Here is an 18,961-nt window from a genome sequence, read left to right as displayed (position 1 = left end):
CAATGCCAATGCCCCAGGTGCCGTTTGACGACCGAGGGCTTGCGTATGGTGACGGAGTATTTGAAACAGTACTGCTGCGCGCTGGAGTCCCTGTGCTATGGGATTATCATTACGCGCGCTTACTGCTGGGCTGTCAGCGTTTGAATATTCCGTTGCCCTCTATGGAGCAGTTGGTCGCCACTTGGCAATCTCCGTCTAACGCCGAGCTTGAAATACTCAAACTAATCCTAACCCGAGGAAGTGGTGGGAGAGGGTATGCGATGCCGGATAGCCCTCAACCTCGCTTGCTTAGCCGTAGAACACCTTTTGTGGTAAATGCTGACCGTTGGCATGAGGGTGTTAACGTACGGATTTGTCAGTTGCGTTTGGGGCATCAGCCGCTTTTAGCAGGTATTAAACACCTTAATCGATTGGAAAATGTACTAGCGCGCCAGGAGTGGAATGACCCCGCCATCGCCGAGGGGTTGCTTGGAGATGCTGATGGCTGGCTGGTGGAAGCCACCAGTATGAATGTCTTTTGGCAGCAAGCGGGAGTGCTCTTTACACCGCCATTATCGCAGTGTGGCGTGGCGGGTACGCTGCGTGCCGCATTATTGGATCGTGGCGTGGTAAAGGAAGCCCCTATTGCGCTGAATGCTATCCATGAAGTTGATCGTCTTTGGGTAGCTAACTCGGTACAGGGTGTGTGGCCAGTGAGTAAGCTTTTAAGTGAAGCAGGTTTAGTCCTGCAGTCTTGGCCGCTGGCAGATCAAGATAGGCTGCAAGTAATAGGCCATGACTTACTTGGCTATTCGCCGACATCCCGTTAGGCAGAATTTTATCAACATTATTGAGGTGTCATGGTGAAACGGTTTTTAGCTGCCGTCGGTGTCGTGGTCGTGGTTGGATTCGCAGCAGTTGTGGGTGGCTATGCTTACTGGCAGCACCGCTTATCGGCACCGGTCACACTTGAGGAGCCTGCGCTTTACCAGGTTTCTGCGGGTGCTGGGTTCAATCAGGTCGTTCGAGAGCTGGAAAGCCAGGGCTTTATTGAAGATGCTTGGGCATTTCAACTATTGGCGCGTGTTGAGCCTGAGCGTGTACCACGCTTAAGGGTGGGAGAGTATCAGCTAACCCCAGGCATGAGCGGTCTTGAACTGATTGCTCTCTTAGGGAGCAATAACGTTGTCACTTACCCATTAACGATTCCTGAAGGGTGGACGTTCCGTCAAATGCGCGAGTTGCTGAACAATGCGCCAAAACTTGAGAACCAGACGGCAGAGTTAGGTGACGACGAAATTATGTCGTTGCTGGGCCGTGAAGGTACTTTTCCTGAAGGCTGGTTTTTTCCTGATACTTACCGCTACCACCTGGGTATGAGTGACGTTGATATTCTACGCCAGGCACTTTCCCGCATGGAGCGGATTCTAGAAGAAGTCTGGGACGGGCGTGATGATGACCTGACGATCGATACGCCTTACGAAGCGCTCATTATGGCATCGCTCATTGAGCGTGAAACGGGAGCGCCCGAAGAGCGTCGAGAGATTGCAGGTGTCTTTAAACGCCGTATGGAGCAGGGAATGCGTTTGCAAACAGATCCCACCGTCATTTATGGCATGGGCGAACGCTATGAGGGTAGGATCACGCGTGCAGATTTACGTGAGGCGACCCCCTATAACACCTATGTGATCGACGGCATGCCACCAACGCCGATTGCCTTACCCGGGCGCGCCTCCCTTGAAGCGGCTGTGAATCCGCTACCCGGAGAAACGCTTTATTTCGTCTCTCGCGGTGACGGTACCCACCATTTTTCACGAACGTTACGTGAGCACAATAATGCGGTTAATCGCTATATTCGAAATCGCTAATTAGGTTAAGTCATTGTTTAAGTGTGGTGTGATGTGTTTTTTTCGAATTTACTTAGTAAGGGGCTTCAATGAGCAAGCGCGGACGCTTCATCACCCTTGAGGGTGGTGAGGGAGTCGGAAAATCTACTAACGTGGCGTTTGTAGAAACATGGCTACAAGAGCGCGGGATAGAGGTTGTGCGAACCCGTGAGCCCGGGGGAACGCCGCGCGCTGAAGCGATTCGAGGATTGCTGCTTGATCCCTCTTTCGATGAGCCCTTGCACAGTGATGCCGAATTACTATTAATGTTTGCCGCGCGAGCCCAGCATCTAGCGCAAAAAATAGTCCCAGCCCTTAAGCGCGGTGCCTGGGTGATCTGTGATCGTTTTACCGATGCTACCTTTGCTTACCAGGGCGGCGGCCGTGGTATTGAGACAGATCGGATTGCTCAACTGGAGCAGTTCGTGCAAAAAGGCCTTTCCCCAGATTTAACCCTATTGCTAGATATGTCACCCGATGCTGCGAAAGAGCGTCTTGAAGGGCGCTTAAGAGACCAGCAAACGCAGCGTGATCGCTTTGAGCAAGAGCAAATAACCTTTTTCGAAGCAGTGCGGCGGGCCTACTTAGAGCGTGCCGCTGCCGCCCCCCAGCGCTTTGCGATTGTTGATGCGGGGCAAGCGCTTGATCAAGTGCAGGCATCACTAGCTCAAGCGCTAGAAGAGCGAGTGGCGTTATGGCAATAACGGGGGTGCTGCCTTGGCACCAGTCTACGTGGCACCAGTTGATTCGTCTCACTAATGAAGGACGACTGCCGCATGCGCTGTTAATCAGCGGTGCTCACGGAGTTGGCAAGCAGCAGTTGGCGGAAGCGTTGATTGCTCGAACGTTGTGCGCACAGCCTGGCGAGCTAGCCTGTGGTCATTGTCATAGCTGTGCCATGTTGGCTTCAGGCTACCACCCCGACTTGATGCGCATTTCTCCAGAAGAGGGTAAGCGCCAGATTCGAATTGACCCCATACGTGATGTAAACCGCTTTGTTTCGCAAACCGCGCAGCAGGGAGGTTATCGTGTGATCGTGATCTCTCCCGCGGAAGCAATGAATATTGCAGCGGCAAACGCATTGCTCAAAAGCCTTGAAGAGCCTGGCGATAAAACGCTATTTATTTTGCTGTCAGACGTCCCTTCGCGAACGCTACCCACGATTCGCTCTCGCTGTCAGCAGTGGCCATTAGCCAGTGTCTCTTATAATGATTGCCGTGGCTGGTTGACTGAGAAACTTGGCAGCGACGAAGCACATTTTTGGTGGCGAGTGTCGGGTGGTTTGCCGCTGCTTGCAGTAGAATTAGCAACGCCAGAGGAGCGCGCTCTTCGCCATCAAATTCATGACAGTTTCGAGCAGTTAGTGCGTGGTGCTGAGCCTGTTTCAGAAGCTGCCAGGCTTGATCGTCAGGCCATTGATGCCATCTTGTGGTACGGTATTGCTTGGCTTGAAGACCTGATACGGCTAGGTTTGTCTGGCGAAACCTCGGTGCTGCATAACCCTGATTTAGAGCCGTTATACCGTCAAGCGATGAAAAATGGTCGGGTGCAGGATTGGTTCCGATTACTGGACTATGCCCGAGAGCAGCGACGTTTATTTGCAGTCGGCGCTAACCCGAACCCTCAGCTAGTGCTTGAAGCGTGGCTGGTGCGCTGGTCGGCGCTGTTGCGCTCCTAGGGTCGCTGCTAATAGGGTTGCTGCTAATAGGGTTGTTGCCAACGAGGCTGTTATGACGGTTCAAAAAGCACTTTCTTTGACAATACCGGATATACCGACGTTACTTTCCGCGTATATGCCTTTTCTAGATAGAGGCGGTATTTTTGTCCCGACTAAAGCGCCCTACAGGCTTGGGCAGCAGGTTTATCTATTGCTGACCCTGCCAGGAGAGAGTGAACGACTTTCTATCTCTGGCCATGTTGTTTGGGTTTCTCCTGAAGGCGTGAGTGGACAACGAATGCCAGGTATTGGGGTGCACTTCAGTCAGCAGGACTACTCCGTTCGTGATCGTATTGAAACGTTGCTGGCTGGACAGTTAGATAAAGCACCACCGTCCTTTACGCTTTGATAGCACCTGGCTAGTACCGCAATAGCACTGAATAAAGCCTGCCCTTCACTTGTTTACGAGACTTTAAGAGAGCTGCATGTTTGTCGATTCCCACTGCCATTTAGACCGCTTATCTGAACTCACCCATGATGGCGATATTGCCGCAACGCTGGCAGCTGCTCGTGCTGCTAACGTGAACCAGTTCTTAGCTATTGCGGTGACGCTTGAGGAGATGCCGGGGTTAGCGGCAATCGCCCGTGAGCACCACGATGTGGTTATTTCGGCGGGATTGCATCCGCTACATCAGGCCTCAAAAGAGCCAAGCGTAAGCGATATTGTTGATGCTGCTGAACAATACGGTGCCGTCGCCATCGGTGAGACAGGGCTGGATTATCACTATCAAGACAGCGTGCCTGTAGAGGTTCAGAGCGAGCGATTTAAGCGCCATTTAATTGCGGCCAATGAGCTAGAGCTGCCGGTTATTATTCATACTCGTGAAGCGAAAGAAGACACGTTAGCGTTGCTGCGTGAGCACACTAATCCTGAGGTGGGCGGCGTATTACACTGTTTTACTGAAGATTTAGATATGGCGCGTGAAGCTGTGCGGCTTGGGTTCTATATCTCGCTATCGGGTATTATTACCTTCCGCAATGCTGCGTCGCTTAGAGAGTTGGCCAGAAAACTGCCGCTTGACCGACTGCTGATTGAAACCGATAGCCCTTATTTGGCGCCTGTTCCTTATCGTGGAAAACCCAACGAACCCGCCTGGGTGGTTGAGGTGGCAGAGTGTATCGCTAAAGAGCGGGGAATTAGCGTTGATGAGGTGGCGATGCAAACCACTGCCAATTTTTATCATCTGTTCCGCGCTGCCGTGCCCGATGCACCTGATAGCGTAAAGGAAGCGTTGGCGCAGTCAGGTTTAGTGGTATAAGTGGCTGAAAGCACAGCCTGGGAGATAAGCGATGAATATTGATCGGCTTATGCAGCAATTTAACGGCTCGGCGACGATTCCCCCCGTTGATGAGTGGCAGCCAGCACTTAGTGGTGATATTGATATCGTTATCCAGGCTGATGGCACGTGGCTGCATGAAGGAAAGCCGTTTGAGCGCCTTGCCATACCACGGTTGTTAGCGAGCCTATTACGACGCGATGCCGATGGCTATTGCCTAGTAACGCCGGTTGAGCGTTGGCGTGTCACCGTGGTTGACTGCCCGTTCGTGGCGGTAGAAGCAGATTTCCACGATGATGCTTGGTGGCTGACGACCCAATTCGATGACGTTGTTCGTGTGGATGCAGAGCACCCGCTTAGTCTCTCCAAAACGCCTGAGGGCGTCCTTGCCCCTGAATGTGCCGTGCGCTTTGGACTAGCGGCTCGCTTGCATCGCAATGTGTATTATCGGTTGGTAGAGCAGGCCACGCTGAGCGAAGCAGGCGACGGCGAATGCCAATGCCGACTCTACAGCGCAGGATCTTGGTATGTCTTAGGTCAGTTTAATGCCGATGATGCGATGCTAGGCGAGGTGACGTGAAGTTAACCGCTGAACAGCAAGCCGTTGTCCATCATCGCGAGGGGCATGCCCGCGTAGCTGCTGTTGCGGGAGCGGGCAAGACCACCACTATGGCGGCAAGGGTGCTCCACCTGTTAGCGTCTGGTGTGTCACCGAAGCGTATGCTGGTGCTGATGTTTAACCGCTCAGCCCGAGACGATTTTCAACGCCGCCTGATCAGCATGGCGCCTCAAGGGCAGACATTGCCAGATGTGCGCACCTTTCACTCCCTTGGTCATCGATTGACGCAGAGTCTGTGTCGCTGGGGGGCGCTTGCGCCGAGACGCCTGCTGTCTGCTGATTGGCAGCTAGAGCGACTTTTACGTCAGGCGAGCTTGAATGTGCTTCACGATGCCGTTGAGCGTCGCGATGCGGCTATCGAAGGTGATCGATTAGAAGCGCTTGCTCATTTCTGTGGGCTGGTAAAAGCGGAAATGCTATCGGCTGATGTGCTTTACAAGCGTCTTAATTACGAGCCGGATACTGACTACTTTCCCAGGGCATTTGATGAAGCTGAACGGCTGTTGCATGTTGAAGGCGTCATGACCTATGCCGATTTGCTCTACAGACCCCTGCAAGTGTTAGAAGCTGAACAGACCTTGCGCAGTCGTGTGGAAGGTTTTCTTGACCATGTGATCATTGATGAATACCAGGATATCAATACGGCCCAGCAGCGGTTGCTGGCGGTGTTGGCGGGCTCCAGCGCCAATGTGATGGCAGTAGGTGATGCGAATCAGTGCATCTACGAATGGCGGGGCGCACGCCCCGATACCATGCTGGAGAACTTTACCGCCACGTTTGGCAGCGCCACAGACTACCCGCTCTCTATAACGTTTCGTCATGGCCACGCGCTGGCGCTGACCGCTAACCATGCCATCATGGCTAATCAGCGCCGACCAGACCAGCTCTGTTTGGCGGATGCTAATAATCCTGAGACCCATATATCTGTCGGCCAGGGCAGCCGACTGCTGCTCGATGCCTTAGTTGATTGGCAAGCGCAGGGGCGCGCGTTGAGCGATGTTAGTCTGCTGGTGCGTAGTTGGGCGCTTTCGGTGCCATTTCAGTTGGCGTTACTGCAGGCGGGTATTCCATTTCGTCTTCAACGAGAAGATCGTTTCGTTTTCCGACTCCCTCTCGTGCAGGCATTGGCTGGCTATTTGAAACTGTCTCGCCAGCCAGAGCTGCTGCACGATCCAGAGCAACTCTTGCTTTTGCTCTCTCAGCCAACGCCTTTTGTTGCCCGTGAGCGGCTTCAGCAGCTCGCCTATCAGCTGGCCAGCACCCAGCGCTGGCCTGAACGCCACGAGCCGGTACTAACCTCTTTAAAGCCGCTGCAGCGCCGTACGCTTAAAAAGCGCTGGGCGCTGCTATGTGAGCTGCCCAAATTAAGTGGTTGGCCGCCTGCAAAGCTGCTGAGTCATGTGGTGGAAACGATCGAAGCGGAAAAAACCTTAAAGCGAGCAGCGGCAAGACGCGATAAGGGCGAAGAGGACGTTCGTCTATTGGATGTGCTTATCGAGCAGGCCGATAGCGTGAAAGATCCAGGTGCGTTTATCGAACTGCTCGAACGTCCAGTAGAGAACCAAGCTGGCGGTGTTCTGATTAGCACGGTGCACGGAGCGAAAGGTCTAGAGTGGCCGTTGGTCGCCGTTGCTGGAGTGAATGAAGAGGACTTTCCGCACTACAGTCGTGACAATCCGCTCAATGATGAGAGGTTAGAAGAAGAGCGACGACTGTTTTACGTAGCGATTACGCGGGCTCAAGAGCAACTGCTGGTGTTGCATGATGGTGGTGTTCATCGGCCTAGTCGCTTTATTGCGGAAAGCGCTTGGCAGGATAGTTTGCGGGTGGCGTCATGTTTGTCGCGTCAAGATACACCCGCAACGGCTGTGCAGGTAACATCACCGAGCTTGGTGAAGCGCTATCTTGAGCGGTTAGGGCGAACGGATATTGAGCTGGCAGCGCCGCAGATCAATGAGGCAACGGCAAGTTATCAGGCAGATGCACGTTTTTACCCTGGTCAACGCTTGATACATGCCGTGTTTGGAGAAGGAGAGGTCGCGTCGGTGGAAGGCAATCCCTCCGACCCTGTCATCGATGTGAGGTTTGCACAGGCCGGTCGGCGGCGTCTCATTGCTCGACGCGCGCCGATTGAGTGCTTAGAGCCCCCGGCGCAGCCAGCGTAACTGGCTGCGCCGCATGACCCTCTAGTGGTGCGAATTACCTATTGGAGTGGTTACATGTTGGGATAGTTAGGCCCGCCGCCGCCTTCTGGTGCTACCCAGGTAATATTTTGGGCAGGGTCTTTAATATCGCAGGTTTTGCAGTGCACGCAGTTCTGAAAGTTGATCTGGAAGCGTGGCTTTCCTTGATCATCTTCCACTACTTCATAAACCCCTGCAGGACAGTAGCGTTGAGCTGGCTCTGCATAGGTCGGTAGGTTATCGCGAATTGGCAGTTCTGGGTCTGCTAGGCGCAGATGACAGGGCTGGTCTTCTTCGTGGTTAGTGTTGGATAAGAAGACGGAGGTCGACTTATCAAACGACAACTTGCCATCGGGCTTCGGATAATTGATTTTTTCAAACTCGGCTGCCGGTTTTAGTGCGCCGTGGTCGGTGGTGGTGTCGTGAACATTGGGTAGCTTATTACCCAGTAGTTGATTGGCGAAATTGTAAGCGCCGCCGCCTACCGTGCCATATTTATGGATAGCAGGCCCAAAGCTTGCGCTCTCTTTCAGTTCTTCATAGGCCCAGCTGGCTTCCCATTTCTCAGTGAAGCTAGCCAGCTCCTGAGCACCTTCATCACCACCTTTAATGGCCTCAAAGACGCTTTCAGCCGCGACCATGCCAGATTTCATTGCCGTGTGCAGGCCTTTGATTTTGGCAAAGTTCAGCGTACCTGCATCGCAGCCAATCAACAGGCCACCAGGGAACGTCATTTTCGGTAGGCAATTAAAACCGCCTTTCGTAATGGCGCGCGCACCATAAGCAACCCGTTTGCCGCCTTCTAAATATTGGCTAAGCACCGGGTGATGCTTCATGCGCTGGAATTCATCAAAAGGTGACAGCCAAGGGTTCTTATAACCAAGATCCATAATGAGGCCAACGACGACCTGCTGGTTTTCTGCGTGGTAAAGGAACCAGCCGCCGTGAGTGTCTTTCTCAAGCGGCCAGCCCGAGCCGTGAAGCACCAGTCCAGGTTCATGTTTGTCGGCGGGAACATCCCACAGTTCTTTCAAGCCAATCCCATAGTGCTGAGGGTCACGGCCAGCATCTAGCGAAAACTCTTTGATTAACCGTTTTCCTAAGTGGCCGCGGGCACCTTCGGCAAATAGCGTGTACTTAGCACGTAGCTCCATACCCGGCATATGGCCATCTTTGGGTGTGCCATCTGCGCCAACGCCCATGTCACCAATGAGAATGCCGTGTACTGCATCGTCTTCGATAATTACTTCCTGGGCAGCAAAGCCGGGGAATATTTCCACCCCAAGGGCTTCGGCCTGCTCGGCCAGCCAGCGACACAGATTGCCTGCGCTAATCACATAGCGAGTAAGTTCGCCGCCAGTGTTATGCATGCTTTTTGGCACTAGGGCATTAGGGATTTTTTGCGCTTTTTGGGCATCTTTTAATAGATAAACATCGTCACGAACGGCAGGTGTGTTGAGCGGCGCACCGCGCTCTTCCCAATCAGGAAATAGTTCTGCCAGTGCGCGGGGCTCAAAGACAGCACCGGAAAGAATATGGGCGCCGACTTCGGAGCCTTTTTCTACTACACAAACCGTCAGCTCTTGTTCTGCTTGGTTTGCCTGTTGCATTAAACGGCAGGCAGCAGCCAGACCAGACGGGCCAGCCCCGACAATGACTACATCGAAGTCCATGACATCGCGTTCAACATTTTCCACCCAGCTTCTCCTTATTCTCATAAGTGCCATTATTTACAAAAACTAGCCTGTGTGAACGTCAAATGAGCGTTATGAGAACTAGCTTATAAAAAGATGGCCTTAATTTTAAACGGTCGTTTGCTTCTGGTTATGCTCCATGATAGGCATAATACCCCTGTAAGGTCACCCCTACGATGGCAAAAGCACCATTTATCCATGGAGTTTACATCGCTGCTACGACCAAGGCCGTAGTTAATCGATGTTGTCGCTAGTCACTAGGTTGTGGCAGATTGATAGGGTTTTTCATTTACAGACCTATCAAACGCTTGCATGAATTTTTAAGGTGTCGTTTTAAAAATTAACGTCGCCCCTATTTTAAGCGGCATCAGTTGGTACGATGCTGGGACAGGCTAACGGCTTCCATCACAAGCCAAGCGAGGAATCTATGAAAGTACTCGTCGCGGTTAAACGCGTCATCGACTATAACGTCAAAATCCGCGTGAAAGCGGACAACTCTGACGTTGATCTTACTAACGTCAAAATGGCGATGAACCCCTTCTGCGAAATTGCCGTAGAAGAAGCAGTACGCCTCAAAGAGAAGGGTGTTGCGACAGAAGTCGTGGCCGTTACCGTTGGTCCTAAAGCAGCTCAAGAGCAGTTGCGCACCGCTCTGGCGCTTGGGGCAGACCGTGCTATCCATATTGAAACCGACGAGCGCGTTGAATCGCTTGCGGTGGCCAAGCTGCTTGCTAAAGTCGTTGACGAAGAGCAGCCCGGTTTGGTGATTCTCGGTAAGCAGGCCATCGATACCGACAACAACCAAACAGGGCAAATGCTTGCCGCGTTGACCAACCTTCCCCAGGGTACCTTTGCCTCTGAGGTTGCCGTTGACGGTGACAAGGTTAATGTCACTCGGGAAATCGATGGTGGTCTGCAAACCGTTGCGCTTTCTCTGCCCGCTATCGTCACCACCGATTTGCGTTTGAACGAGCCGCGCTACGCTAAGCTGCCAGACATCATGAAGGCCAAAAAGAAGCCTCTGGATGTTAAAACGCCCGCTGATTACGGCGTTGAAGTGGCCTCCAAAGTTAGCCTGCTCAAAGTGGAATCCCCGGCAGAGCGTAAAGGTGGTGTTAAAGTCGCCTCGGTAGACGAACTGATCGACAAACTGAAAAACGAAGCCAAAGTGCTTTAATAGGAGCTGATCTCATGAGCATTCTGGTACTTGCCGACCTCCATGAAGGTCAGTTGGCGGGCGCAACAGCCCATGTAGTTGCTGCTGCCAAGGCGATTGGTGGTGATATTGACGTATTGGTGGCCGGTGAAGGCGTTCAAGCGGCCGCTGATGCTGCTGCAAAGCTTGATGGCGTCAGTAAAGTTCGCATCGCAGATAACGCTGTTTATGCGCATCAGTTGGCTGAGCCAATGGGAGCTCTATTGGTTGAATTGGCTGGCGACTATACCCACGTGTTGGCTAGCGCTTCTACCACCGGCAAAAACGTACTGCCGCGCTTGGCTGCCTTAAAAGATGTTAGCCAGCTGTCCGACGTGATTGGCGTTGAAAGTGCAGATACTTTCCTGCGTCCCATCTATGCAGGCAACGCCATCGCCACAGTAAAAAGCGACGACGCACTGAAAGTGATGACCGTGCGTACCACCGCGTTTGATGCGGTCGAGAGCACGGGTAGCGCCTCTTTAGAAGCAGTAGAAGTAGTGGTCGAAAATGGTCAGTCTAGCTTTGTTAAGCAAGAGCTGGCGCAATCCGACCGCCCAGAACTTGGCGGTGCCAAAGTAGTGGTATCTGGTGGTCGTGGTATGGGCAACGGCGAAAACTTTAAGCTGCTTGACGGCATTGCTGACAAGCTGGGTGCTGCCATTGGCGCATCACGAGCGGCCGTAGACGCTGGGTTTGTGCCCAATGATATGCAGGTCGGCCAAACCGGTAAGATTGTGGCCCCTGAGCTGTATATTGCCGTGGGTATTTCTGGTGCTATTCAGCACTTGGCGGGCATGAAAGACTCGAAAGTCATTGTTGCGATCAACAAAGATGAAGAAGCGCCGATTTTCCAAGTCGCTGATTATGGTTTGGTGGGCGATCTCTTCGAGATTTTGCCGGAGCTTGAAAGCAAGCTGTAAGCCACTGAATCTAAACTGACTAAAAGCCGACTTCACCAGAAGTCGGCTTTTTTATTGGCGATGAATTCGATAAACTGTCAATAGTTGACTAAGGTACTGGGGTATAAAACGTATCAGTTATCAATAATCGCTACTCACGGTAACTAAATATAGCCGTGATGGTTGAAAAAGGTGGGTTAAGACCACACTTAGTTAAGTGCACGTAATAAAAGCCACTTAAGGAGAAGTTAGCATGGCACATACACTTCCAGAATTACCGTACGCCTATGACGCGCTTGAGCCGCATATCGATGCGATGACGATGGAGATTCACCACTCTCGTCATCACAACACTTACGTTACTAACCTAAATGCTGCGCTTGAAGGCACGGGTCTTGAAGACGTGCCGGTTGAGGAGCTGGTTGCTAATCTTGATCGTGTACCTGAAGAGAAGCGCCAAGCCGTTATTAATAACGGTGGCGGCCATGCCAACCATTCTATGTTCTGGCAAATGATGTCACCTAATGGTGGTGGTCAAGCTCAAGGTGATGTGGCAAAAGCTATTGAAGCCGAACTAGGCGGTCTTGACGCGTTTAAGGAAGCGTTCAAGAAAGCGGCGCTAGGTCGCTTTGGTAGCGGCTGGGCATGGCTCTCCGTTACACCTGAGAAAAAGCTAGTCGTTGAAAATACCCTGAACCAAGACAGCCCGCTAATGCATGGCAACACGCCGGTATTGGGTCTGGATGTTTGGGAGCACGCATACTACCTGAAGTTCCAAAACAAGCGCCCTGATTACGTAGAAGCCTTTTTTAACGTAGTCAATTGGGAAGATGTTGAGCGTCGTTATCAGGCGGCTATCGCCTAAACTCACGCGCTGTGAGAAAGGCGCCAAGCTAGTTGGCGCCTTGGAAAAAAACCGCTTCCATTGAGAAGCGGTTTTTTGTTTTTGGGAGAAGGTTTAGCTATTTCTTAAGCCGCTCTTGTGATGGCCCTAATGAGAGCTATTGAGAGCGTTCGTGGGGTGGTTAGGGGAGGGGGGGGTTAGACGGCTATTGAGAGGCTGCTGGGTATGATATTGGGTACGAGCTGTCAATAACCTGTGGATGAAAAAATACCATATATGCTTGAATTGATTTTCTCATGGTCTATATATAGTATGCGTTGTGTCTTCCAGAGAGGGCGAGCACAAGATATGCTCTACCCGAAAAACACCGCTATGAAAAGGAAAAAATAGCCATGGATATCCAAATTTATAGCAAGCCTGCTTGTGTTCAATGCACCGCTACTTACCGTGCACTGGATAAGCAGGGCCTAGAATATACCGTTATCGATATTACTGCTGAAAGCGGTGCCCAGGAGGAAGTGGAAGCGCTGGGTTATCGTCAGTTACCAGTCGTGGTGGCGGGTGAGGATCATTGGTCTGGTTTTCGTCCTGACCGCATTCAAGCACTAGCGTAAAACGTTGCTATGCAAAACGCTGATGTGGATGCTGGGCGTAATCGTTCGTTAGTTTATTTTTCCACTAAGTCAGGCAATACCCACCGTTTTATACAAAAGCTTGGCTTAAGCGCTCAGCGGCTGCCACTAAACCGTGAAGAACCAACGCCACGCGTAGAGCAGCCCTACATATTAGTGACACCTACCTATGGTGGCGGCTATGCCGAAGGGGCAGTGCCGGGGCAGGTGATTCGATTTTTAAATGATGAGCACAATCGGCACCTCCTAAGAGGTGTTATTGCCGCTGGTAATACGAATTTTGGTGAGGCATACGGATTGGCAGGGCGAATTATTGCTAAAAAGTGCCAAGTGCCGCTGCTTTATCGATTTGAACTGTTTGGCACTGACGACGATGTCGCCAAGGTCCGCAAAGGAGTAGAAGAGTTTTGGAAACGTCAAGCTCAGTCTCTAGCAACGTAGCCTCTAATAATGTCGCTACAAAAAACTCGGCAGAAACAAAACGGCCTACTGCGGGGGTGTCCGAGGCGCGTACCCTGGATTACCATGCGCTGAACGCGATGTTGAATCTATACGGTGCCAACGGTGAATTGCAGCTCGATAAAGATCGCGAAGCTGCCCGTCAGTATTTCCTGCAGCACGTTAATCAAAACACCGTGTTCTTCCACTCGTTGGAAGAGAAGCTCGATTACCTAGTGGAAGAGCAGTACTACGAGGCAGAAATGCTGGCCCAGTACAGCTTTGCCTTTATTAAGGCGCTGTTTGAGCAGGCATACGCCTATAAATTCCGTTTCCCTAGTTTCCTGGGCGCTTTCAAGTACTATACCAGCTACACGCTGAAAACGTTCGACGGTAAGCGTTACCTTGAGCGCTATGAAGACCGTGTCTGCATGGTGGCGTTGACGCTAGCGCGTGGCGATGAGGCATTGGCCAAGTCACTGGTTGATGAAGTTATTAGCGGCCGTTTTCAGCCAGCTACGCCGACTTTCCTGAACTGCGGTAAACAGCAGCGCGGTGAGCTGGTTTCCTGCTTCCTGCTGCGTATTGAAGATAACATGGAGTCGATTGGTCGCTCGATTAACTCCGCGTTGCAGCTCTCTAAGCGCGGCGGCGGTGTTGCCTTCTTGTTGACTAATATCCGCGAGTCCGGCGCACCCATTAAGCGTATCGAGAACCAGTCCTCGGGTATTATCCCGATTATGAAACTGCTGGAAGATGCCTTCTCCTATGCTAATCAGTTAGGTGCGCGCCAGGGCGCAGGTGCGGTTTATTTAAATGCTCACCACCCGGATATTCTGAGTTTTCTCGACACTAAGCGTGAAAATGCCGATGAAAAAATCCGCATTAAAACGCTGTCGCTGGGCGTAACGATTCCGGACATTACCTTTGAGCTGGCCAAGCGCAACGACGATATGTACCTGTTCTCGCCCTACGATGTTGAGCGAGTTTATGGTGTGCCGTTTGGGGATATCAGCGTGACCGAGAAGTACCATGAAATGGTCGCGGATGCGCGTATTCGTAAGCACAAGATCAATGCGCGTGCATTCTTCCAAACCCTGGCCGAGCTACAGTTCGAATCGGGCTATCCGTACATCATGTTTGAAGATACGGTTAACCGTGCGAACCCGATTGCCGGTCGTATCAATATGAGCAACCTTTGCTCTGAAATTCTCCAGGTGAATACGCCCACCGAATACGATGACGATCTTGGCTATCGTCAGGTCGGTCAGGACATCTCCTGTAATCTGGGTTCGATGAACATCGCTAAAGTGATGGACTCAGGCGATATTGGCACCAGCGTTGAGATTGCCATTCGTGGTTTGACCGCGGTTTCTGAGATGAGCAACCTGCGCAGCGTGCCTTCCATTGCTGAAGGTAACGCCAAGTCTCGAGCCATTGGCCTCGGGCAAATGAACCTGCACGGTTTCCTGGCGCGCGAACACATTTATTATGGTTCGGAAGAGGGCTTGGACTTTACCAATCTCTACTTCTACTGTGTGGCATTCCATGCGATTCGTGCGTCTAACCAGCTGGCGATCGAGCACGGCGAAGCCTTTGCAGGGTTTGAAGACTCCACCTACGCATCGGGCGCTTTCTTTGATAAGTACACCGATCAAGCGTGGCTGCCGAAAACTGAGAAAGTGCGCCATTTGTTCGAGCGTAGCGGTATTGCATTACCTACCCAGGAAGAGTGGCAGGCGCTAAAGGCATCGGTGATGGCGCACGGGCTTTATAACCGTAACCTGCAGGCGGTGCCGCCAACGGGCTCTATCTCATATATCAATCACTCCACTTCCAGTATTCACCCGGTGGCAGCGAAAATTGAGATCCGTAAAGAAGGTAAGCTGGGGCGTGTCTACTATCCGGCGCCATTCTTGAATGAGGCGAACTTCGATTATTTCCAGGATGCCTATGAAATTGGCCCTGAGAAAATTATCGATACCTATGCGGAAGCGTCTAAACACGTTGATCAGGGGCTGTCGTTGACGCTGTTCTTCCCTGATACCGCCACCACGCGGGATATCAACAAAGCGCAAATTTACGCGTGGCGTAAGGGTATCAAGACGCTTTACTACATCCGTTTACGCCAGAGCGCGCTTGAAGGTACGGAAGTAGAAGGCTGCGTTTCCTGCTCGCTGTAATCGTATATCGCTTTTATTAGATCATGTTGGTGAGAGAATTTTGATGACCACTATGCAACGCTTATCGCGGGTCGATGCGATCAACTGGAACCGCCTTCAGGACGATAAAGACCTGGAAGTGTGGAACCGCCTGACCAGCAACTTTTGGTTGCCGGAAAAAGTGCCGCTCTCCAACGATATTCAATCGTGGAACACGCTGACACAGCAGGAAAAGCAGCTGACGATTCGTGTGTTCACCGGCCTGACGCTGCTGGATACGATTCAGAGCAGCGTGGGCGCGCCAGTATTAATGGAAGATGCCCGCACGCCACACGAAGAGGCGGTTTATACCAATATCGCCTTTATGGAATCGGTGCATGCGCGTTCCTATAGCTCGATTTTCTCGACGCTGTGCGCGACGCGGGATGTGGATGATGCGTTTCGCTGGAGTGAAGAAAACCCGACACTGCAGGCAAAGTCTGAGTTGATCCTTGAGCGTTATCGCTCTGACGACCCGCTGATGCGTAAAGTAGCTAGCGTTTTCCTTGAGTCATTTCTGTTCTACTCAGGGTTCTACCTGCCTATGTATTGGTCGAGCCACGCCAAACTGACCAACACGGCTGACCTGATTCGCTTGATCATTCGTGATGAAGCAGTGCACGGCTACTACATTGGCTACAAGTTCCAGCAAGCGCTGGCAGAAGCCACGCCTGAGCGCCAGCAAGAAGTGAAAGACTACGCTTATGAGTTACTGCTAGAGCTTTACGACAACGAAGTGCGCTACACCGAATCGCTCTATGATGAGGTAGGCTTGACGGAAGACGTAAAGAAATTCCTTCACTACAACGCCAACAAGGCTCTGATGAACCTCGGGTTTGAGCCGCTGTTCCCTAGTAGCGTCACCGACGTCGACCCGACCATTATGGCTGCGCTTTCTCCGAGTGCGGATGAAAACCATGACTTTTTTTCCGGTTCTGGCTCTTCCTACGTGATCGGCAAAGCGGTTGCAACCGAAGACGACGACTGGGCGTTTTAAGTCTATTGCTGGCTGCTTAAAAATATTTTCCCGAAATCTATACTTCAGGGCGCCACTTGGCGCCCTTTTTTATGGGGGTGTGGTGGTTTGTAGGGAAACAACGTCAAATGCTAATGATAAATATTGTCATTTATTCTATTAGTGTTAGGCTATGCACTGCTTAAACGAAACGCAAATCGTTCTTATACCTAATGAGTTTCTAGTGCGCCGTTAATGGCAGCGTGCTAATCAGTAACGGAGACGTAATGTGCTGAAAAGGCCTTTCTTTGCCTTGCATGGAGGCTGGCTTGCCGGGGTGCTGGTCAGCAGTACGCTAATGGCAAGCGATGAGACAGTCGATCAAGCGGCCCAGAGTATTGAAGCCCAGCAAGCGCAGTCCGCACTTCAGCAGCAAATTGATGAGGCTGATGACGCCACGCGTTCAGCAATTGAAGAGCTGCGCCGCCTAGAGCGGGAAGCCCGCCAGATGGAAGCATCTAACGCTGCTCTAAGTGGCCGCTTGGTCGTTGAGGCCGAGCGCCAGCAGCGCCTTGGCCAAGCGCTCGATACATTAAGCGATACGCGCGCCGCGTTGCCAGCGGTTGAGCAGGATATGACAGAGCAACTAATAAGTTGGATCGAGTCTGACCTGCCGTTTCTGAAAGACGAGCGTTTAGCGCGTGTTCTGCCTACTGAACAGCAGTCTTCAGAAAGTGCGGCGCGTATTGCCAATTTGCTGGAAGCGTGGCGTGCCGAGTTGGCGTATGGCCGTGAAGTGGATAGCTGGCGTGGTCGTTTGCAATTAGCAGAGGGTAATCCGCGTGAAGTGGAATATTTACGCATTGGCCGAATCGGCTTTTATTACCTAACCCCTGATGGTCGAGAAGGGGGTATGTGGGATAAGGCGAGCGGTGAGTGGCAGGCGCTTGATGAAAACGCTCGTCGTCAGGTGCGTAACGGTCTGCGTATTGCTGACGATCAGCGCACGCCAGAATTACTGCGTTTACCGCTCTCAATTATTGCTAACGACCATGCAGGGGGCCAGCAATGAGTCTGTTAACACGCCAACGAGGCGCGCGCAGAAGCATAATCTGCTTTGCATTACTGGCAAGCCTTTTGGGTAGCAGTATGGCGATGGCGCAAACCGACAATGTTGGTTCGTTACGTGAAGCTCGCGAAGCCGCTGAGGCGCGTGACCAAGCGCGCTTGCAATCGTTTCTTGATAATCAAGAGGCGCTGGATGAAGCGTTGGCAGAGGCACGGGCTGAGCATCAAGCTGCAGAAGAGCGCCAGGTCGCCTTAGCTGAGCAACAGCAGGAACAGGCGCAGCAGGCCCAAGCGCTGGCCGCGCGCCAGGAAGAGCAGGGTGAAGCGCTCACCTCACTGCTGGCGGATCTATCACGACACAGCGAAGAGGTGCGTAACGAACTAGGCGGTGATAGCTGGTTGACGCTAGATGCTAATGCGTTACCACCGCGTCTCAATGAGATCGAGGTGCTGGAGCGCCAACAAATCGAGACTGTCGTGGACAGTTTAGCGATACTAACGTTGAACACCGGGCGTGCTGAGCGTCTTGAATTGCCGGTAGCCGATGCCAGTGGTGAGATTAAATCGAGAAGTATCGTGCGCTTAGGTGATTTTGCAGCGTTCACTGACACAGCGTTGCTCAGAAAAGGCCAGGATGATGGTGGCCTGGCCGAGGTGCCGCGTACTCCTGCAGGAATCGGTGATGTACTGGCGTCCTATCACCAAGGCGAAAGCCGTGTATTTGCCATTGATCCTACCCAAGGTAGCGTGCTGCAAGCTCTTGCTCAGCAGCCAAGTCTCTGGGAGCGATTCCAACAGGGCGGTTATGTCGGTTATGTAGTGGTAGCGCTGGGTGGCTTTGGGCTATTAGTGGCATTGGCTCAATACCTTTACCTGGTGATTGTCAGTACGCGGGTGCATCGCCAGCGTAAGGCGCTGGATCAGCCGAGCGCTAATAACCCGCTGGGGCGTGTACTTCAACGCTTCCAAGACATGGATAAACACCAAACACCTGAAGCATTGGAAGCACGGCTGGATGAAGCGGTATTGGCTGAACTACCGCGTATCGAGCGAGGGCAGCCGATTGTTAAGCTGTTGGCTGCTATTGCACCGCTGCTGGGCCTTCTAGGTACCGTTACTGGCATGATTGTCACCTTTCAGGCGATTACCGTATTTGGCACCGGTGACCCACAGCTAATGGCGGGTGGTATTAGTCAAGCGCTGGTAACAACGGTGCTGGGGCTTGTGACAGCAGTGCCGCTATTATTTGCTCAGACAGCCTTAGCGAGCCGCAGTCGTTTGATTACCCAGGCTATTGAAGGCGAAGCAAGTGCCACCTTGGCTGACCATCTCGAAGCGCAGTCGACGGCTAATGCGCAAGCGGTGACCTAA

At 52.2% G+C, this 18,961-nt stretch carries 18 protein-coding genes; 17 read left to right on the top strand and 1 reads right to left on the bottom strand.

All coding sequences use genetic code 11. From position 1 onward, the window contains the following. The first annotated feature begins 2 nt into the window (after positions 1-2). From pabC to B6A39_RS11185, 8 genes are all read left to right on the top strand, one after another. The gene (gene pabC, locus B6A39_RS11220) at positions 3-809 is read left to right on the top strand and encodes an aminodeoxychorismate lyase (RefSeq protein ID WP_083005602.1); all 807 of its coding nucleotides are present in this window, start codon (positions 3-5) and stop codon (positions 807-809) included. 30 nt (positions 810-839) lie between these two features. After that, the gene (gene mltG / locus B6A39_RS11215; RefSeq protein WP_083005599.1) at positions 840-1,847 is read left to right on the top strand and encodes an endolytic transglycosylase MltG; all 1,008 of its coding nucleotides are present in this window, start codon (positions 840-842) and stop codon (positions 1,845-1,847) included. 68 nt (positions 1,848-1,915) lie between these two features. After that, positions 1,916-2,569 carry a dTMP kinase gene (gene tmk / locus B6A39_RS11210; protein ID WP_083005596.1) on the top strand — a complete coding sequence of 218 codons (654 nt, stop codon included), beginning with the start codon at positions 1,916-1,918 and terminating at the stop codon, positions 2,567-2,569. Continuing rightward, a complete protein-coding gene (locus B6A39_RS11205; RefSeq protein ID WP_083005592.1) occupies positions 2,560-3,543 on the top strand; it encodes a DNA polymerase III subunit delta' in 984 nt (327 codons plus the stop codon). Before tmk ends, B6A39_RS11205 begins: the two co-directional genes overlap by 10 nt. Before the next feature lie 52 nt (positions 3,544-3,595). Further along, positions 3,596-3,931, top strand: a complete 336-nt coding sequence (locus tag B6A39_RS11200; protein WP_083005589.1) for a PilZ domain-containing protein — start codon at positions 3,596-3,598, stop codon at positions 3,929-3,931. A gap of 76 nt (positions 3,932-4,007) precedes the next feature. Then, a complete protein-coding gene (locus B6A39_RS11195) occupies positions 4,008-4,841 on the top strand; it encodes a TatD family hydrolase (RefSeq protein ID WP_083005586.1) in 834 nt (277 codons plus the stop codon). Between the two features lie 31 nt (positions 4,842-4,872). Beyond that, the gene (locus B6A39_RS11190) at positions 4,873-5,439 is read left to right on the top strand and encodes a DUF1285 domain-containing protein (protein ID WP_083005582.1); all 567 of its coding nucleotides are present in this window, start codon (positions 4,873-4,875) and stop codon (positions 5,437-5,439) included. Continuing rightward, positions 5,436-7,643: an ATP-dependent helicase gene (locus tag B6A39_RS11185; RefSeq protein WP_083005578.1), complete on the top strand. Its 2,208-nt coding sequence runs from the start codon at positions 5,436-5,438 to the stop codon at positions 7,641-7,643. Before B6A39_RS11190 ends, B6A39_RS11185 begins: the two co-directional genes overlap by 4 nt. Before the next feature lie 50 nt (positions 7,644-7,693). Here B6A39_RS11185 and B6A39_RS11180 read toward each other — a convergent pair whose 3' ends face one another. Then, positions 7,694-9,358, bottom strand: coding sequence for an electron transfer flavoprotein-ubiquinone oxidoreductase (locus B6A39_RS11180; RefSeq protein ID WP_083005575.1), 1,665 nt, complete (start codon positions 9,356-9,358; stop codon positions 7,694-7,696). Between the two features lie 424 nt (positions 9,359-9,782). Between B6A39_RS11180 and B6A39_RS11175 the strand changes: the two genes are divergently transcribed. The 9 genes from B6A39_RS11175 (at position 9,783) to B6A39_RS11135 (ending at position 18,961) form a co-directional block, all read left to right on the top strand. Further along, the gene (locus tag B6A39_RS11175; protein WP_009722058.1) at positions 9,783-10,532 is read left to right on the top strand and encodes an electron transfer flavoprotein subunit beta/FixA family protein; all 750 of its coding nucleotides are present in this window, start codon (positions 9,783-9,785) and stop codon (positions 10,530-10,532) included. A 14-nt stretch (positions 10,533-10,546) separates the two neighbouring features. Beyond that, a complete protein-coding gene (locus B6A39_RS11170; RefSeq protein ID WP_083005571.1) occupies positions 10,547-11,473 on the top strand; it encodes an electron transfer flavoprotein subunit alpha/FixB family protein in 927 nt (308 codons plus the stop codon). 232 nt (positions 11,474-11,705) lie between these two features. Further along, complete coding sequence (locus tag B6A39_RS11165) at positions 11,706-12,317, top strand: superoxide dismutase (RefSeq protein ID WP_083005567.1); 612 nt, start codon at positions 11,706-11,708, stop codon at positions 12,315-12,317. Positions 12,318-12,688: 371 nt separating this feature from the next. Beyond that, positions 12,689-12,910 carry a glutaredoxin-like protein NrdH gene (gene nrdH, locus B6A39_RS11160; protein ID WP_009722061.1) on the top strand — a complete coding sequence of 74 codons (222 nt, stop codon included), beginning with the start codon at positions 12,689-12,691 and terminating at the stop codon, positions 12,908-12,910. A 9-nt stretch (positions 12,911-12,919) separates the two neighbouring features. Continuing rightward, positions 12,920-13,369, top strand: coding sequence for a class Ib ribonucleoside-diphosphate reductase assembly flavoprotein NrdI (nrdI, locus tag B6A39_RS11155; RefSeq protein ID WP_083005563.1), 450 nt, complete (start codon positions 12,920-12,922; stop codon positions 13,367-13,369). Between the two features lie 56 nt (positions 13,370-13,425). Beyond that, a complete protein-coding gene (nrdE, locus tag B6A39_RS11150) occupies positions 13,426-15,549 on the top strand; it encodes a class 1b ribonucleoside-diphosphate reductase subunit alpha (protein WP_156886255.1) in 2,124 nt (707 codons plus the stop codon). A gap of 43 nt (positions 15,550-15,592) precedes the next feature. Then, complete coding sequence (gene nrdF / locus B6A39_RS11145; RefSeq protein ID WP_038485235.1) at positions 15,593-16,564, top strand: class 1b ribonucleoside-diphosphate reductase subunit beta; 972 nt, start codon at positions 15,593-15,595, stop codon at positions 16,562-16,564. Between the two features lie 247 nt (positions 16,565-16,811). Continuing rightward, a complete protein-coding gene (locus B6A39_RS11140) occupies positions 16,812-17,594 on the top strand; it encodes a DUF3450 domain-containing protein (RefSeq protein WP_083005554.1) in 783 nt (260 codons plus the stop codon). Continuing rightward, complete coding sequence (locus B6A39_RS11135) at positions 17,591-18,961, top strand: MotA/TolQ/ExbB proton channel family protein (RefSeq protein WP_083005551.1); 1,371 nt, start codon at positions 17,591-17,593, stop codon at positions 18,959-18,961. The genes B6A39_RS11140 and B6A39_RS11135 overlap by 4 nt, the downstream gene beginning before the upstream one ends.

The organism is Halomonas sp. GT (assembly GCF_002082565.1).
In the GTDB taxonomy this organism is placed as follows: Bacteria; Pseudomonadota; Gammaproteobacteria; order Pseudomonadales; family Halomonadaceae; genus Vreelandella.
Note: the sequence above shows the minus strand (reverse complement) of the source record. Positions and strands in the feature narration are given on the sequence as shown.

Coding starts and splice junctions, on each gene's coding strand:
- pabC (WP_083005602.1), top strand. CDS start 3: ATGCCAATGCCCCAGGTGCCGTTTGACGACCGAGGGCTTGCGTATGGT.
- mltG (WP_083005599.1), top strand. CDS start 840: ATGGTGAAACGGTTTTTAGCTGCCGTCGGTGTCGTGGTCGTGGTTGGA.
- tmk (WP_083005596.1), top strand. CDS start 1,916: ATGAGCAAGCGCGGACGCTTCATCACCCTTGAGGGTGGTGAGGGAGTC.
- B6A39_RS11205 (WP_083005592.1), top strand. CDS start 2,560: ATGGCAATAACGGGGGTGCTGCCTTGGCACCAGTCTACGTGGCACCAG.
- B6A39_RS11200 (WP_083005589.1), top strand. CDS start 3,596: ATGACGGTTCAAAAAGCACTTTCTTTGACAATACCGGATATACCGACG.
- B6A39_RS11195 (WP_083005586.1), top strand. CDS start 4,008: ATGTTTGTCGATTCCCACTGCCATTTAGACCGCTTATCTGAACTCACC.
- B6A39_RS11190 (WP_083005582.1), top strand. CDS start 4,873: ATGAATATTGATCGGCTTATGCAGCAATTTAACGGCTCGGCGACGATT.
- B6A39_RS11175 (WP_009722058.1), top strand. CDS start 9,783: ATGAAAGTACTCGTCGCGGTTAAACGCGTCATCGACTATAACGTCAAA.
- B6A39_RS11170 (WP_083005571.1), top strand. CDS start 10,547: ATGAGCATTCTGGTACTTGCCGACCTCCATGAAGGTCAGTTGGCGGGC.
- B6A39_RS11165 (WP_083005567.1), top strand. CDS start 11,706: ATGGCACATACACTTCCAGAATTACCGTACGCCTATGACGCGCTTGAG.
- nrdH (WP_009722061.1), top strand. CDS start 12,689: ATGGATATCCAAATTTATAGCAAGCCTGCTTGTGTTCAATGCACCGCT.
- nrdI (WP_083005563.1), top strand. CDS start 12,920: ATGCAAAACGCTGATGTGGATGCTGGGCGTAATCGTTCGTTAGTTTAT.
- nrdF (WP_038485235.1), top strand. CDS start 15,593: ATGACCACTATGCAACGCTTATCGCGGGTCGATGCGATCAACTGGAAC.
- B6A39_RS11135 (WP_083005551.1), top strand. CDS start 17,591: ATGAGTCTGTTAACACGCCAACGAGGCGCGCGCAGAAGCATAATCTGC.